We start from the raw sequence: 14,368 nt of genomic DNA, 5'->3' as shown, positions 1-14,368 counted from the left end.
CCGCCGAGAACGACGGGCGCCTTTCCGAGTGGTACCGCTTGACTACATGGCCGCTACGACGCCACGGGGGCGGGGTCGCGGTCGTTGTCGGAGGTGGAGTCGACCGGCACCGAGCGGCGCTTGCTGATCACGATGGCCACGATGACCACCACGACCGCGAACGTCGTCACGCCGATCCGCACGGCCGGGTTGTCCGCGTAGAGGACGACGGCGGGGGCCACCAGCAGTGCCACCAGGTTCATGACCTTGATGAGCGGGTTGATGGCCGGGCCCGCGGTGTCCTTGAACGGGTCGCCGACCGTGTCGCCGATGATCGTTGCCTCGTGCGCCTCGGAACCCTTGCCGCCGTGGTGGCCGTCCTCGACGAGCTTCTTGGCGTTGTCCCAGGCGCCGCCCGAGTTGGCCAGGAAGACCGCCATCAGCGTGCCGCAGGCGATGGCGCCGGCCAGGAACGCGCCCAGCGGCGCGTAGCCCAGTGCGAAGCCGACCGCGATCGGGGTCATGACGGCGAGCAGACCTGGCGTGGCCAGCTCGCGCAGCGAGTCGCGGGTGCAGATGTCGACGACGCGGCCGTACTCCGGCTTGACGGTGCCGTCCATGATGCCGGGGTTGCTGCGGAACTGGTCGCGGACCTCGTAGACCACCCGCATCGCCGCCCGTCCGACGGCCATGATGGCCAGGCCGGAGAACAGGAAGACGACCGCGGCGCCGATGATCAGGCCGACGAGCACGTTCGGCTGGTCGATGTCGAGGCCGAAGGTGGCCGGGTTCGGTAGTTCGCCCTGGACGGCGGTCTTGAAGGCGCCGAACAGGGCGGTCGCCGCGAGCACCGCCGTGGCGATCGCGATGCCCTTGGTGATCGCCTTGGTGGTGTTGCCGACCGCGTCGAGGCTGGTCAGGACGCGGGCGCCCTCACCCTCGACGTCGCCCGACATCTCGGCGATGCCCTGCGCGTTGTCGGAGACCGGGCCGAAGGTGTCCATCGAGACGATGACGCCCACGGTGGTCAGCAGACCGGTTCCGGCCAGCGCGACCGCGAACAGCGCCACGGTCACGTTGCCGAAGCCCAGCAGGAACGCGCCGTAGACGGCGCCACCGATGATCAGCGCGGAGTAGACCGCGGACTCCAGGCCGACACTGATGCCGGACAGGATGACGGTCGCCGCGCCGGTCCGGGAGCTCTCGGCGATCTCCTGGACGGGACGCCGGTTGGTCTCCGTGAAGTAGCCGGTGAGCAGCTGGATCGCGCTGGCCAGCACGAGGCCGACGAGCACGGCGCCGATCGCGATGATCCGCGGGTCGGCGTCGGACTGGACCGAGGAACCGGCCAGGCCGCTGAAGCTGCTCGGCAGGTACCAGAAGGCGGCCGCGGCCACGAGCACCGCGGAGATCGCGGCGGAGATGAAGAAGCTGCGGTTGATGGCCGCCATGCCGTTGCGGTCCTTGTCGCGCAGGCCGGTGACGAAGATGCCGATGATGGCGGTGACGACACCGATCATCGGCACGATGAGCGGGAAGATCAGTCCCTGCTCACCGAAGGCCACCTTGCCCAGGATCAGGCTGGCGACCAGCATGACCGCGTACGACTCGAACAGGTCGGCCGCCATACCCGCGCAGTCGCCCACGTTGTCGCCGACGTTGTCGGCGATGGTGGCGGGGTTGCGCGGGTCGTCCTCCGGGATGCCCTGTTCGACCTTGCCGACCAGGTCGGCTCCGACGTCCGCGGCCTTGGTGAAGATGCCGCCGCCGACACGCATGAACATGGCGAGCAGCGCCGCGCCGAAGCCGAAGCCTTCGAGCACTCCGGGGGCGTCACCCTGGTAGAGGAACACGACGACGGCGGCGCCCAGCAGGCCCAAGCCCACCGTGAACATGCCGGCCACGCCGCCGGTCCTGAAGGCGATGCGCATCGCGCGCTTCTCGCCGCTCGCTCGGGCCGCGGCCGCCACACGCACATTTCCGCGTACGGCCAGCCACATGCCCATGAATCCCGTCAATGCGGAAAAGCCCGCACCGACGATGAAGAAGATCGAGCGGCCGATCTTCACATCCGTCGCGCCGGGCAGGAACCACAGCACGATGGGGATGATGACGACGAAAATGGCGAGAGTCTTGAACTGCCGCTTCAGATAGGCGGCCGCTCCTTCCTGTACGGCACGCGCGATGTTCTGCATGCGCTCTGTGCCTTGGTCGGCCGCCAGCACCTCGCGTACGAGGCCGCCGGCGACGGCCAATGCGATGAGTGCCACGGCGGCCACCACGACCACGATGGTCAGATTGCTTCCGCTCAGGGTCAGATTCGACGCTGGCTCGGCAGCCAGGTAGTGCCTAAACATCCGTTCTCCTCGGCAAGACCGGTACGTCCTGCCCGGGCGGTGCTGCAAGGTTCTCGGTTGGTGCGGCACCATCCGGGTAATGGGTGCCGCTTCCGGTTGAGTCCGCAGTGTCGCCGGATCACCTTGGCCGGTGCGGGGGAGTCTACGCAGGGGTTCCGCGGATATGAAGGCTCTTGAGGCGGGCAATTATGCCCACGTCCAGTAAGCCCCAGACTGGGACCCGATTTGGGAACTGGCTCGGGTTATGTCCGGCGGTTTACGGTCATGACAACTTCTTGAAAAGTGCTGTCCGAAATGGGGGTAAGTGGAGGCGGGCCACCGGGCGCCGTCGCGGCGGCCGGGCGCGTGCGGGTTCAGAAGCGTCACCCTGGAGGCCGCCGGCCATGGTCGGCGGGTGGGGGTGGCCGGCTTCGCCGTAATGCCGGAAGGGGCTCTTCCGCGCCCGACGCGGCACCACGACACCATGAGGGCGCGTTTTGTAAGACGGACGCCCGCTACGACCCCGGGGACACGCGACCACGGACGTGGGCGCGCATCCCCTGTCACAGGCGTGTCCTTTTAGGACAAGCACCACGCTTCCGCGGGCGCGCCCCTTACGAGGGCGGCGCCGAAGTCAGGAGGCGCGGCCGTTGAGAGAGGCCGGCCAGCTCATCCTGATGCGCATCCCCTTGGGGCTGGGGAACACCTCGACATCGTCGGCCAGCCCCGCGATCACCGCGATGCCGAAACCCGACATGAACGAATCGGAGAGCATGCCCAGATCGACCGGCTGCTCCTGCTGGATCTCGTCGCTCGGGGCCTGGTCGCTGACCGTGACCTCGAAGCGGCCGGAATCATCGCGAAGCTCGATGCGGATCGGCTCTCCCGGGCAGTGGGCGCGATGCGCCTCCACGGCCCGGGAGCAAGCCTCACCGACGGCCAGCCTGACCTCGTCAAGCAGCGACTCCTCCACGCCGGTACGCCGGGCGATGGCCGTGGCGACCAGCCTGGCGGTCCGCACGTGGGCGGGGAGGGCGCTGAACGTCAGCTCGACGGTAGCCATGGCTACTTGTCTTTGCCGTGAGCTTCCTTGGCCTCGTCGACCGAAGCGTAGATCCCGAAGACCTTGGTCAGACCGGTGATCCGGAAGATCTTCAGGATGCGCTCCTGCGTGCAGACCAGCTCGAGAGAGCCATCGTGCGCGCGAACTCGCTTGAGCCCGCCGACCAGGACGCCAAGGCCGGTCGAGTCCAGGAAGTCGACCTTCTCCATGTTCACGAGAAGGTGGAAGTTGCCCTTGTTGACCAGGTCGATCAGAAGCTCACGCAATCTGGGCGCGGTGTAGACATCGATCTCACCCTCGACCTCCACGATGGTGAGTCGGTCCTCGTTGTGGTGATCCAGCTTCAGATCCACAGATCCTCCAGCGCCTCGCCTGCGAAAGTACCCTTGCGGGCCTGGCAGTCTGGAGCGGGACTCCCGACTGTCGGACCCTGACGCGCGGCATTCAACCACGCGTCTGCCTTGTGTCTATACGAAATCACGATTCCCGGCGACTTTGCCCACGGATGCCAGACTGGAAACAGTGACTTCCTCCGCTTCCTCCCCACACCGGCCAGGTCCACTCCTCCAGCACCTGCTCGGCGTTCCCGCACGTCATGAGCGCGTCACCCATGTGGAGCATGTTCCAGCACGTCAGGCGGGTCAAGTGGGATGGCCCAAATGGGCACCGGAACTCCTGGTTACGCGCTTGGCGAACCAGGGCGTAGCGGGTTTGTGGCCCCACCAGTACGAGGCCGCTGACCTGGTGCGCCGTGGCCGAAACGTGATCATTTCCACAGGAACGGCGTCCGGGAAGTCGCTCGCGTACCTCACGCCCGCGATCGCCGCCTGCCTCGACGGCGGCACCGTCCTCTACCTCACGCCCACGAAGGCGCTCGCCGCCGACCAGCTCCGCTCGGTGCGCGAACTACGCGTCTCCGCGGTACGGCCGGCCACCTTCGACGGCGACACCCCCTTCGAGGAACGTACGTGGGTCCGCCAGCACGCCAACTACGTCCTGACAAATCCCGACATGCTCCACCGCGGCATCCTGCCCCGCCACGCCCAGTGGTCCGCCTTCTTCCGCCGCCTGCGCATGATCGTCGTCGACGAGTGCCACGGCTACCGCGGTGTCTTCGGCTCCCACGTGGCCCAGATCCTGCGGCGGTTGCGCCGCGTGTGCGGCCGGTACGGCTCCGCGCCCGTCTTCATGCTCGCCTCCGCGACGGCGAGTGAGCCGGCGGTGTTCGGGAGGCGGCTGACGGGGCTTGAGATGGACGAGGTGACCTTGGACGCCTCGCCCAAGGGGTCGACCACGTTCGCGCTCTGGGAACCGCCTCTGACGGATCTACGGGGCGAAGGCGGCGCCCCGGTCCGCCGCACCGCCACCGCGGAGACCGCCGACCTGCTCGCCGACCTGGTTCTGGCCGACGTCCGCACCCTCGCCTTCGTCCGCAGCCGCCGGGGGGCGGAGACGGTCGCCCTGTCGGCCCGCGCGAAGCTGGCCGACGTGGCCGCCACCCTCCCCCACGGCGCCCACCTCGGCCCCCTCCCCGGCGCCCCCCTCCCCAACCTCCAGGACATCCCCCTCCCAACCCCCCCAGCCGACACCCTTCCCACACCCCCGGCGGACACCCTCCCCGCTCCCGCACCGGACGCCCTTCTTGGCGTCCCCGCGCCCACACCCCCGGCCGACACCCGCCCCGACGTCCCCGTGCCCATGCCGCCAGCCGACACGCTCCCTGGCCTCCTCGCACCCACACCCCCGGCTGACCGCACCCCCCGCGATCTCCCGGCCGAAGACGCCCAAGCCGTCCCCGCCGGCCTGTGGGCGGATCTGGCCGGTCTGCCCGACAAGGTGGCCGCCTACCGCGCGGGCTACCTCTCGGAGGATCGCCGTCTCCTGGAGAAGGCCCTGCGCGCCGGCACCCTGATCGGCCTGGCCACCACCAACGCCCTCGAACTCGGCGTGGACGTCTCCGGCCTGGACGCCGTCCTGATCGCCGGTTGGCCGGGCACCCGCGCGTCCCTGTGGCAGCAGGCGGGCCGGGCGGGGCGTGACGGCCAGGACGCGCTGGCCGTACTGATCGCCCGCGACGACCCCCTGGACACCTACCTGGTCCACCACCCTGAAGCCCTGTTCGGCCGCCCGGTGGAGGCCATAGTCCTGGACCCGGACAACCCGTACGTCCTCGGCCCCCACCTCTGCGCCGCCGCCGCCGAGATCCCGCTGGCGGAGGAGGATCTGGCGACATTCGGCGACACCACCGCGACGGTCCTGGACGACCTCGTAGAGCAGGGCCTGCTCCGCCGAAGGTCCGCGGGCTGGTTCTGGACCAGACGCGAACGCGCCACCGACCTGGCCGACATCCGAGGCGCCGGCGGAGCCCCCGTCCAGGTGGTGGAGTCCGCGACCGGCCGCCTGCTGGGCACGGTGGACGAGCCCTCGGCCCACACCACCGTCCACACCGGCGCCGTCTACCTCCACCAGGGCGAAACCTTCCTGGTGGAAGAGCTGGACCTGGAAGCCGGTGTCGCTCTGGTGGGCGCCGCCGAGCCCGACTACTCGACGTTCGCCCGCGACATCACCGAGATCCGCGTACTCAAGTCCCTCCGCACCGCCCCCATCGGGCCGGGCACCCTGACGTTCGGGGAGGTGGAGGTCACCCGGCAGGTCGTCTCCTACCTGAAGCGCCGCCTCCACTCCGGCGAGATGCTGGGCGACGAACCCCTGGAACTCCCCCCACGCACCCTCCGCACCCGCGCCGTCTGGTGGACCCTCCCGGCCGACACGATCGCCACCCTCTCGGAGGAGGGCTTCGACCTGGCCGGCGCCGCCCACGCCGCCGAGCACGCCTCCATCGGACTACTCCCGCTGTTCGCCACCTGCGACCGCTGGGACATCGGCGGCGTGTCCACCGAACTCCACTTCGACACCGGCCTCCTGACCGTCTTCGTCTACGACGGCCACGAGGGCGGCGCCGGCTTCGCCGAACGCGGCTACTCCCGAGCGACGGACTGGCTCACCGCCACCCGCGAAGCCATCCGCTCCTGCGAGTGCGAACGCGGCTGCCCATCCTGCATCCAGTCCCCCAAATGCGGAAACGGCAACGAACCCCTCAGCAAACCCGGCGCCCTCCGCCTCCTGGACACCCTCCTAGACCCCTGACCCCGCACAAGGCCGCCGGGCAGCCAACCTGCCTACCTGCCAAGCCGCTGGGCCGCCCCGCCAAACCGCCGAGGCCGCCGGCCGCTGAGCCGGGTCGAGACCTGCCTGGCGAGCCGGGGGAATTCGGGAGCCGGCCGAGAGGGTGCTCTGGTACGGACCAGTTGGCGATCAAAGGCCGGGCCGATCTGGGTATCCGGGCCACGGCGACCGGCCCACGGTGCGGTCGTCGCGGCGGCCGACCACGCGCGGCCGACGACCGTCACCCTGGAACGCCACCAGCCCCGTGCGGCGGGTGGGGCAAGTTGGCCGGCCGTAAGAGAAAAGCGGCCTTCAAAGCAGCGGCCGTAAAGGAGGGACGCGGTCAGCTTTCCACTCGCTCGTCGGGAGTCCAGAAGTCGCCCGGCTGGGGACGCTCCCAGAACCCGCTGTCCTCCATCGCCCGAGGAGTCGGCGGGAGGTAGTCATCCCAACGATCCTCAAGCCGTACGGCAGGCGCGGGCACCGACGACTCCGGCATCTCGGTCACCGCCGAACTGGGCAGAGCGATACGGACCGGCTCGTGACGGGCGGCGTCGGCCTGGTTCTGCGCGGTGCGGATGTCGTCGGCGCTCAGGTACAGCGGTAAGGCAGCGGGCGGCTCCACCCCGCCCGCGGCACCAGGCACCTGGCCGTCCGGCAGCTGACCGGACGCCGAGGCCGGACCCGACGGCGCACTGGACGCCCTCGTCAGGCCGGAGACCTGCGGCGGCACCCGCGATGGCGCGCTCCCAGGCAGGGGAACGTCCGGCTGGTCACGCTTCGGGCGGGTCTTGGCCACCGCCAGAACCACAGCCGGACGGCGAGGCGCAGTCGTGGCGGGCGGAACGCCGTCGCCGGACGGTGGCCCGTCATACCCGCCTCCACCAACCCCCACGCCAGGCCCGCCGCTCGGACCGCCCGCGTTCGCCAGCGACCGCCGCCGCGCCCAAGCGCCGAAGTGAACCGCGACCAGCAGAAGAACAAGGCCACCTGCGACATAGAGCCCGTACTGCCCCACGCTGCCCAACGGGGACTCCGACGACTGCGCCGTCACCTTGCTGTCGGCAGGCGCCTGGCTCTCTTCGGCGGCCGGGGCGAGCCCGTCGTCCTTGGCCTGTTCGTCGGCGGTGGGCAGCGGCAGGTTGCCGTTCTTGTCGGTCTCCGGCATCGCCGGGAGCTTGGTGTCGTTCTTGGGAGAGGTGACCCTGCCGGTGGTCTTGGGCTCGGTCTTCTTCTTGTTGTTCGGGATCGTGGGGAGTTCGTCGACGCCGTTCTTGTTGGTCTGCGGCTTGGTGGTGGGGGCGGTGGTCGCCTTCTTCGTGGTCGGCTTGGCGGCGGGCGGCGCGGGCACGTTCACATACGCCGCGCCCGAGTTGCCCGACCCGATCGAGCCGCCGTCACCGTCCCCGCGGTACGCCCTCACCGTGAACCCCACCCGCTGCCCCGCGGCCTTGGGCGGCACGGACAGCGTCGCCTTGCAGGTGCCTCCCCCGCACGCCTCGTCGGCCGACATCCGCCCGACGATCCCGGACTGGGTGGTGGCCACCTCGTACGACTGGAGATCGGGCTCACTGCCCTTGCTCCAGGTCACGACCACCTTGTCCGCGCCCCGCAGCGTGGCGTCCACCCCGCTGGGCGCCGCCGCCGCCCGCCGGAGCTTGAACGTGCTCGTCTCATAGGTGCTGCCGCTGATCTCGCCCCGGAGCGTCACGGTGAAGGTCCCGTTGGGCACGTCCCCGGCGTCGAACGTCCCCGACAACGTCTGGTTCGCGCCCCCACTGGCCACCTTCTGCCGAGGCGTGGACGGCCCTTCCACGTAGAGCGCCATGCTCAGCTGCGCCAGCCGGGTACGCGCGGAAACAGGCACCGACCCACCACTGACGACCTGGCCATCGGAAGGCGACGTGATCTGCCCATCCTGCCCACGGACGGCACCGAGCATCCCTTGCCTCTGGGCGAACCCTTGACCCGGTACGAACGTCTGCCCCTGGGCCGACGCCGTACCGCCACCGAGCGCGATGGACCCGGCCACGACCAGCGTGGCGGTCACCAGTCTGCCAACCACCGTCACGACGCATCCCTTCAGGAGAGCCTCGTGCCGCCTGTCAGGGCGGCCGGAAGTGCCAGTTCCCCGGCGACCATAGCGACTGAGATGCGCCGTTCCCAGGCCTAATCCCAGAAGGCATGAACCGAGGGTAAGCGCGACCTTACGCCAGATATCTCACTCTTGGACACGGCGTCCAAGAAGTCGTGATTCGATTGCGACCTACCTCCCACCAACCCCCACAACCCCACCCCTAACCACCCCACCGCCCCAATACGCCCCCCGCAACCGCCCTCAACCCCGACCCCCGACCCCCGACCCCCGACCCCGCCCCCGAGACAGCCAAGCAGCCGAGCAGGGTCGGGACGATCAGGCGGGAGGGGTGGGACAGCCAGAGGGGTCCAGGAGCGGGGCAGCACGGGACGAGGCGAGTGCGGGGCAGGAACAAGGGGCGAGACGGGAGCTGGACAGGGACACGGGGTGAGACGGGAGCGGGGTCAAAGCCCGTGTGAAGGGCCGCCCGGGGCCGCACTTGAGTGGGACGGGGGGTGGAGCGGGTGCGAGGTGGGCGTCATGGGTCGGTGGTGCCTTCTGAGGTGATCCAGGACGGGCCTGCGCGGGCTCGGCCTGTGACGACGCGTTTGCCCACGCCTGGGAGGGTGATGTCCAGGGATGTCCACACGTCGGCGGTCTCTTCGGTGATGGTGCAGCGGGTCAGGCGTACGGCGTTGGCCAGCGCGACCTTCTCAGCCCGCGCGCAGGCCTGATCCGGGGCGGCCAGGGCTAGACGGGCGGCTTCCAGGGCACTCAGGTCGGCGGCCGCGTACACCCGGTGCCTGGCGACGCGGACGGAGCCGACCGCGGCCAGAGTCATGGCCGCCGACATGAGCAACGCCATGAGGCCAACGCCCCAGATCGTGGCCGAGCCTTGGTCGCGGAGCCGCCTGCTCCTGGTTGCCGGGTTGCTGGCGCTGGGCTTGGGCTTGGGCTCGGGCTCGGGCTCGGGCTCGGGCTCGGGCTCGGGCTCGCCGGTCATTGTTCGGTGCCTGCTGTCGCGGAGGCCGTCACCGTGACGGCGGGCAGGCGGGTGGCCCAGTTGGGGCGGACGTCCATGGTGATCTCGACCTTCGTCAGTTGCGGGGAGCGGGTGATGCGGACCTGAGCCCCGGGCCGGGTGGCCGATCGGGCGGCCTCCTGGACCTTGTCCAGGGGTTCACCCCGGGCCGCGGCTCTGGCGGCGGCTCTGGCGGCGTCCACGCATTCCAGCTGGGCGCCTACCGCCTGGATGGCCCACAGGGCAGCCGCCAGGACCACGATCAGGGCGGGGAGCATGGCGGCGGTCTCGGCGGTGACCGAGCCTCTCGACGCGGCGGGGGTGGCGGCCCGCGCTTGCGTTGGACGCCACCAGGTACGCATCGTCATCCGGCTGAGTTGAGCGCCCGGTCGACCAGGGCGGTGAGGGCGTCGAGGATCTCGGGGCTGTTGATGACCTTGATGAGCAGCAGTGCGAAGGCCACGGCGGCGAGGGTGCCCACCGCGTACTCGGCGGTGGACATACCGGCGTCGGACCTGACGGCCGTGCGGTGGGACGTGAGCTCTGCGGGGGGTGACTGCTCGGGGATCGCCCGTGTGGTGGGGTCGGCATCGGGTTCTGGAGTGTCGGGAGCGCTGCGATCTGGATCCGGGGGTTCGGGGTGGGGTGGGGCGGGGGGCTTGGCTGCGATGTCTCGCTGGATGGTCGTGGTGCTCATCGGGCCTCCTGGTGTTGGGCGCTGGGGCTTGACCGGCGCGGGAGTCCAAGAGTCGCCGAGAGGGGGTGGGTGGCGATCGGCTGAACGAGGTTCTGTGGATTGACGCCCGCGGGATGTGCGCAGCTGTGGATAGCGCCTGCGGCACGATCAGGGCAGGACGATCGTGGACGCCAGGCCCGCGATGATCGGGATGACGCCCAGCAGCACGAACGCGGGCAGGAAGCACAGCCCCAGCGGCGCCACCGCCTTCACCGCCACCCTGCGCGCGGCGGCCAGCGACGTTGCACGAGCCGCCTCCCGGGCATCGTCAGCCAGACGGGTGAGTACGTCGGCCACCGGCGCCCCGCTGAGAGCGGCCCGGGTCATGGCACGGGCCAGGTGAGCGGTGGCAGGATCGCGGGCCAGGTGGGCCCAGGTGGGCTCCGCGTCCGCCCCCAGGCGCAGCTGAGTGCTCACCCACAGCAGGCGATCCGCCAACGGCCCGGGCACGGCCCCGGCCGCGGTCTCCGTGGCGGTGCTGACCGGCCGGCCCGCCAGCAGGCAGGCGACCATCAGATCCACGGCGAAGGGAAGGTCGGCCGCGATCCGCCGGCGTTCCAGGCGGACAGCCGGAGGCTCCTGCCGATGCAGCGCCCAGCCGGCCCCCGAAGCCGCGAGAACCCCGGCGACGACACCCACCACACCCCCGACCGCCAGCCCGGTCATAAGCCCGGCGCAGGCGGCGGACACGAGCGTGCGCCGGTCGGGAGGCCACGTGGGCGTGGATCCGAGCCAGCGAGGCACCTCCTCAGCGGGGTCGCGCGCCGCGCCGTCGCCGGGAGGGCGCAGGCGCGACAACCGGCGAGCGGCCGTGTCCGGAGGCAGCCAGACCCAGACGGCCACGGCAGCGCACAGAGCAGCCAGAAGGTACATGGATCAGCTCCTCACGAGTCGAGCGCGGCCTTGGCCATGCGGCCGGTCCACCACAGGCCGCCGATGTCGAGCAGGACGCCCGCCCCCAGGCAGGCGAGCCCAGGCACCCCGCCGAACAGGAAGTCGAGCGGACGCATCCCCATCGCGGCCGCCATCCCCACCCCCAGCAAGGGCAGCCCGGCCAGCAACCGGGCGGTGGTACGCGGCCCGGCCAGCTGGGCGGCCACATCCTGCCGATGCGCCTGAGCGGCGCGTAGCGCGTGAGCCACCCGCTCCACCAGCGCCGCCATCCCGGCGCCCACGCCGACCCCGACGCTCCAGCAGGCCGCCAGCCGCCGCAGCCCCTCACCACCCTGTTCGGGGGCGGCGGCGACCAGGGCCGCGGCGACGTCACCTCCGTCCCGTGCCGCTGCCGTCACCTCGCGCAGGTCGCCGGGGACGTCCACCGAGGCGATGGCCCGCGCCAGCGCCTCCCCCGCCGTACGGCCCGCCACCAACTCGGCCGACAAGGCGTGGCAAAGCTCGATGGAGGCCCGATGCCACTCGTCGGCCACCGGCCGCCGCCGCCGGACCAGCCGGGTGATCCACGCCCACCGGAGCCCGGCCGCGGGCCCCCGCCCCAGGACCCGCGCCAGCCGGACCTCGGCGGCGTGCCGGAACCCGCTCCACAGCCAGACGAACCCGCCGACCGCCATGGCGGCCACGACAAGGGTGTTCACAACGCCTCCTCAAGACGCCCGTAAGCGGGCCCGAGCCGCACGGCCCCGGCCTCGTGGAACGTCATGGCCGTCCGTGCCTCCACCAGCCCTGACGGCGTCCGGTCCAGCAGGCAGATCTCCGCGACCCGCCGCCGCCCGTCGGCGCGGCTCCTGGCCAGGTGCACGACCACGTCGAGCGCGGCCGCGAGCTGGCTGTGGACGGCCTCCCTGCTGAGTCCGGCCGCGCACCCCAGCGCCTCCAGCCGCGCGGGCACGTCGGCCGCCGCGTTCGCGTGGAGCGTGCCGCAGCCGCCCTCGTGCCCCGTGTTGAGCGCCGCCAGCAGATCGACGACCTCGGCGCCCCTGACCTCGCCCACCACCACGCGATCCGGCCGCATGCGCAGCGCCTGCCGTACGAGATCGCGCAGGCCTATGCCGCCCGCGCCCTCCAGGTTGGCCGGGCGCGACTCCAGCCGCACCACGTGCGGGTGTTCCGGACGTAGTTCGGCGGAGTCTTCGACCAGCAGCAGGCGTTCGCCGGGATCGGCGAGGGACAGCAGCGCGGACAGGAGCGTGGTCTTGCCGGTGCCGGTGCCGCCGGTGACCAGGAAGGCCAGCCGGGACGCGACCGTGCGGCGCAGGATCGCGGCCGCCTCCGGGGCCAGCGTGCCCGCGCGGACCAGGGCGTCCATCGTGTACGTCTGCCGCGGCGGCAGGCGCAGTGAGACACACGTGCCGCCGGAGGCGATGGGCGGCAGCACGGCATGCAGGCGTACGCCGCCCGCCAGCCGGGCGTCCACGTAAGGGCAGGCGTCGTCCAGCCGGCGGCCCGCGGCGGCGGCCAGGCGCTGGGCCAGCCTGCGCACGGCGGCGTCGTCGGCGAAGGCCACCCGGGTACGGCGCAGCCCCCGGCCGTCGTCGACCCAGACCTCGCGGGGCCCGTTGACCAGGACGTCGGTGACGTCGGGCGCGGCCAGCAGGGGCTCCAGCGGCCCCGCGCCGATCAGGTCGGCGCACAGGGCGCGGGCGACGGCCAGGATCTCGGCGTCGCCGTACACGGACTTCTCGGCGCGCAGCGCGAGCGCGACCTGGGCGGCGCTCGGCTCGACACCCGTGCGCGCCAGCCTGGCGCGCACGGCCTCGACGAGGTCGGCGGGCGGGGACTCCATCAGCGGTCCTGGGCGAGCGTTTGGACGAGCGTGGCGCACAGACCGCCCAGGGCGGTGCGCGGGCCCAGGCGCGGGAGTTCGCCGCGGTTGAGTGTGGCCGAGAGCCTCGGATGGTCGGGGAGGGTGCCGGCGAGCGGGAGGTCGAGGCTGTGGGCCACGGCCCGCTCGTCGAGGGCGCCCGGCCGGACCACGGCCCTGATGTCGGCGGTGTGCTCGGCCACGTCGTGCACGACCTGGGCGGTGGCCAGGACGCCGCGCACGTCGGCCGTGGCGACGGCGAACGTGGTGTCGGCCCTGGCCAGGGCTTCCGCGGCGGCGGGGTCGAGGTGGCGTGGCAGGTCGACCACGACGAGGTCGAAGCCGCGCCGCCCCGCTTCGAGCACCGCGCGCATGGCGGCCGGCGGGACCGGGGCGGCCCGTCCTCTGCCGAAGCTCAGCAGGGCCAGGTCGCCGAAGGCGGGCAGGGCGGCGGACAGGGCGCCCGCGTTGATGCGGCCCTCTCTGGCCAGCAGGTCGCTCCAGCGGGCGCCCGGGGCCTCCTCGCGGCCCAGCAGCGCGTCGATGCCGCCGCCGAGCCGGTCGGCGTCGACGAGGAGGGTGGCGAGGCGGTCGGCGGAGGCCTTCAGGGCCAGGCAGGCGGCCAGGACGCTGGCGCCCGCGCCACCGCGGCCGCCGACCACGCAGGCCACCACGCCCGCGCGGGAGGCGGGCTCCAGGGCCTCGGCGAACTCCTCCACCAGGCGGCGTTCGTCGCCCGGAAGGTCCATGACGGCTTGGGCGCCCACTTCCACGCAGCGCCGCCAGGCTCCGGGGTCGGCGGGTTCGCGGGCGGCCAGGAAGACGCGTTCGCGCGCGGGCGGGGCGGTTTCCGCCACCTTCCCCGCCAGGTCGTCGCCGACCACGACCACCGGGGCGATGCCCCAGTACGGCCGGGCGACGGCGGGGTTGTGGGCGACGTCGAGCTGTGTTCCGGCCGCGGCGGCCACGCGGACGAGGTCGTCGAGGAGGTCTTGGTCCTCGGTGATGACCAGGGGACGGTGCATCGGATGCCTCCCGGGGCGGGTTGGGAGGACAACCATGCGGGGAGGCGCGGGCGGCGCGAGGAGCCGAGCGGGGTTCTGTGGATGGAGCCGCCGACTGTGGAAAAGGGGCGACCCCCGCCGGGGGGGAGAGCGGGGGTCGCCTGATCGGTCCGGCTCCGGGGGGGTAGAGCCGGTCCCGTTTCAGAAGAAAGCTTTCAACACTTAACCA

The 14,368-nt window shown here is 71.7% G+C and carries 12 protein-coding genes; 1 reads left to right on the top strand and 11 read right to left on the bottom strand.

Going from position 1 to position 14,368, the window contains the following annotated elements:
• Positions 1-53 precede the first annotated feature (53 nt).
• From ACIBHY_RS23170 to ACIBHY_RS23160, 3 genes are all read right to left on the bottom strand, one after another.
• A complete protein-coding gene (locus tag ACIBHY_RS23170) occupies positions 54-2,336 on the bottom strand; it encodes a sodium-translocating pyrophosphatase (protein WP_397247494.1) in 2,283 nt (760 codons plus the stop codon).
• 613 nt (positions 2,337-2,949) lie between these two features.
• On the bottom strand, positions 2,950-3,378 hold the full coding sequence (locus ACIBHY_RS23165; RefSeq protein WP_379611337.1) for an ATP-binding protein: 429 nt from the start codon (positions 3,376-3,378) through the stop codon (positions 2,950-2,952).
• Positions 3,379-3,380: 2 nt separating this feature from the next.
• Complete coding sequence (locus ACIBHY_RS23160) at positions 3,381-3,731, bottom strand: STAS domain-containing protein (protein ID WP_020542579.1); 351 nt, start codon at positions 3,729-3,731, stop codon at positions 3,381-3,383.
• A 409-nt stretch (positions 3,732-4,140) separates the two neighbouring features.
• Between ACIBHY_RS23160 and ACIBHY_RS23155 the strand changes: the two genes are divergently transcribed.
• Positions 4,141-6,525: a DEAD/DEAH box helicase gene (locus ACIBHY_RS23155; protein WP_397307683.1), complete on the top strand. Its 2,385-nt coding sequence runs from the start codon at positions 4,141-4,143 to the stop codon at positions 6,523-6,525.
• 361 nt (positions 6,526-6,886) lie between these two features.
• Here ACIBHY_RS23155 and ACIBHY_RS23150 read toward each other — a convergent pair whose 3' ends face one another.
• The 8 genes from ACIBHY_RS23150 to ssd form a co-directional block, all read right to left on the bottom strand.
• On the bottom strand, positions 6,887-8,410 hold the full coding sequence (locus ACIBHY_RS23150; protein ID WP_397307682.1) for a hypothetical protein: 1,524 nt from the start codon (positions 8,408-8,410) through the stop codon (positions 6,887-6,889).
• Positions 8,411-9,158: 748 nt separating this feature from the next.
• On the bottom strand, positions 9,159-9,623 hold the full coding sequence (locus tag ACIBHY_RS23145; RefSeq protein WP_397307681.1) for an Rv3654c family TadE-like protein: 465 nt from the start codon (positions 9,621-9,623) through the stop codon (positions 9,159-9,161).
• Positions 9,620-10,009 (bottom strand): TadE family type IV pilus minor pilin, encoded by a 390-nt coding sequence (locus ACIBHY_RS23140; RefSeq protein WP_397307680.1) that lies wholly within the window; start codon positions 10,007-10,009, stop codon positions 9,620-9,622. Before ACIBHY_RS23140 ends, ACIBHY_RS23145 begins: the two co-directional genes overlap by 4 nt.
• On the bottom strand, positions 10,006-10,338 hold the full coding sequence (locus ACIBHY_RS23135) for a DUF4244 domain-containing protein (protein WP_397247484.1): 333 nt from the start codon (positions 10,336-10,338) through the stop codon (positions 10,006-10,008). The genes ACIBHY_RS23140 and ACIBHY_RS23135 overlap by 4 nt, the downstream gene beginning before the upstream one ends.
• Positions 10,339-10,485: 147 nt before the next feature.
• Positions 10,486-11,250, bottom strand: coding sequence for a type II secretion system F family protein (locus ACIBHY_RS23130; protein WP_397307679.1), 765 nt, complete (start codon positions 11,248-11,250; stop codon positions 10,486-10,488).
• Between the two features lie 11 nt (positions 11,251-11,261).
• Complete coding sequence (locus tag ACIBHY_RS23125) at positions 11,262-11,969, bottom strand: type II secretion system F family protein (protein ID WP_397307678.1); 708 nt, start codon at positions 11,967-11,969, stop codon at positions 11,262-11,264.
• A complete protein-coding gene (locus ACIBHY_RS23120) occupies positions 11,966-13,117 on the bottom strand; it encodes a TadA family conjugal transfer-associated ATPase (protein ID WP_397247478.1) in 1,152 nt (383 codons plus the stop codon). The genes ACIBHY_RS23125 and ACIBHY_RS23120 overlap by 4 nt, the downstream gene beginning before the upstream one ends.
• On the bottom strand, positions 13,117-14,160 hold the full coding sequence (ssd, locus tag ACIBHY_RS23115; protein WP_397247476.1) for a septum site-determining protein Ssd: 1,044 nt from the start codon (positions 14,158-14,160) through the stop codon (positions 13,117-13,119). The genes ACIBHY_RS23120 and ssd overlap by 1 nt, the downstream gene beginning before the upstream one ends.
• Between the last annotated feature and the right edge of the window lie 208 nt (positions 14,161-14,368).

Origin of the sequence: Nonomuraea sp. NPDC050547, from assembly GCF_044457345.1 — a bacterium.
Lineage (GTDB): Bacteria > Actinomycetota > Actinomycetes > Streptosporangiales > Streptosporangiaceae > Nonomuraea.
This window is presented reverse-complemented; position numbering and strand designations above follow the sequence as displayed.

Bases quoted from the DNA above. Each gene is read 5' to 3' on its own strand.
- ssd (WP_397247476.1), bottom strand. From the start codon at position 14,160: ATGCACCGTCCCCTGGTCATCACCGAGGACCAAGACCTCCTCGACGAC.
- ACIBHY_RS23120 (WP_397247478.1), bottom strand. From the start codon at position 13,117: ATGGAGTCCCCGCCCGCCGACCTCGTCGAGGCCGTGCGCGCCAGGCTG.
- ACIBHY_RS23140 (WP_397307680.1), bottom strand. From the start codon at position 10,009: ATGACGATGCGTACCTGGTGGCGTCCAACGCAAGCGCGGGCCGCCACC.
- ACIBHY_RS23165 (WP_379611337.1), bottom strand. From the start codon at position 3,378: ATGGCTACCGTCGAGCTGACGTTCAGCGCCCTCCCCGCCCACGTGCGG.
- ACIBHY_RS23145 (WP_397307681.1), bottom strand. From the start codon at position 9,623: ATGACCGGCGAGCCCGAGCCCGAGCCCGAGCCCGAGCCCGAGCCCGAG.
- ACIBHY_RS23135 (WP_397247484.1), bottom strand. From the start codon at position 10,338: ATGAGCACCACGACCATCCAGCGAGACATCGCAGCCAAGCCCCCCGCC.
- ACIBHY_RS23170 (WP_397247494.1), bottom strand. From the start codon at position 2,336: ATGTTTAGGCACTACCTGGCTGCCGAGCCAGCGTCGAATCTGACCCTG.
- ACIBHY_RS23130 (WP_397307679.1), bottom strand. From the start codon at position 11,250: ATGTACCTTCTGGCTGCTCTGTGCGCTGCCGTGGCCGTCTGGGTCTGG.